The organism is Wolbachia endosymbiont of Drosophila tristis (assembly GCF_028981745.1).
Classification (GTDB): Bacteria; Pseudomonadota; Alphaproteobacteria; order Rickettsiales; family Anaplasmataceae; genus Wolbachia; species Wolbachia pipientis.
On record NZ_JAPQLN010000013.1, the window covers coordinates 1 to 741 of the forward strand.

The window sequence follows — 741 nt, forward strand, 5'->3', positions numbered from 1 at the left end:
CTTTCTCGTTCTTAAACGTACAAAACATTCTCCTCCCTCTATCATACTTCTGCATACTAGAGCTTGTAATCCATAAAAATCACTTACTCCACTACTGTCTGCTTCATCTGTCCATCTTAGCCATAATTCTTGCACCTTCTTTCGAAATTCTCCATCTCTTGCTTTTGATTGTGGTTTTATTCCTGTTCCAATAGAGTTACTTACTATCGTATCAATTATATTTGCAGCGTAAGGATTTTTTCTCACCATATCACGTGATCTACTACGTAAAGTTTCAAGGCTTTGAGACAGCAAATTGTTTATACTTCCTAACTCTGGTTGAAAGTGAAAAAATCTTCTTCCTGAGCCTGCTGCATCCCAGGCTGAACTTTTGATTTTTGGCTTGTTGAATAATTGTTTGAAGGTTTTTAGTAGCATTTATAAAATTCCTTTACTCGTTGAAAAAATAATTTTCCTCTTTGGCTCCACTCCAGCAATCTTTAGCTCAGCTTTAATTCGTTGTCTTAAGTTTAGTAAATCATTTATATCTACTTCTGCATATCTTACCACATGATCACCATATGCAATTGATACTACTCGCTCTCCGTTTTGCAGCTTCTTTATCGCTTCTTCGACTTGAATTAAATAATCTTCGTTATACATTTATTACTTGCTTCTAAGAAACTTCCCCTATCAGCTCATCTTTTTTTATCAGGATATAACCAAATTCATTGGCTTTTTTACCCAGATTCTTTACTACTC

At 34.8% G+C, this 741-nt stretch carries 2 protein-coding genes; both read right to left on the reverse strand.

Going from position 1 to position 741, the window contains the following annotated elements; genetic code table 11:
* Window positions 1–417 (reverse strand): phage portal protein (locus OZD64_RS00095; RefSeq protein ID WP_274999090.1); only part of this gene is annotated, 417 nt, incomplete at its 3' end.
* Complete coding sequence (locus OZD64_RS00100) at window positions 418–642, reverse strand: gpW family head-tail joining protein (protein WP_019236402.1); 225 nt, start codon at window positions 640–642, stop codon at window positions 418–420.
* Between the last annotated feature and the right edge of the window lie 99 nt (window positions 643–741).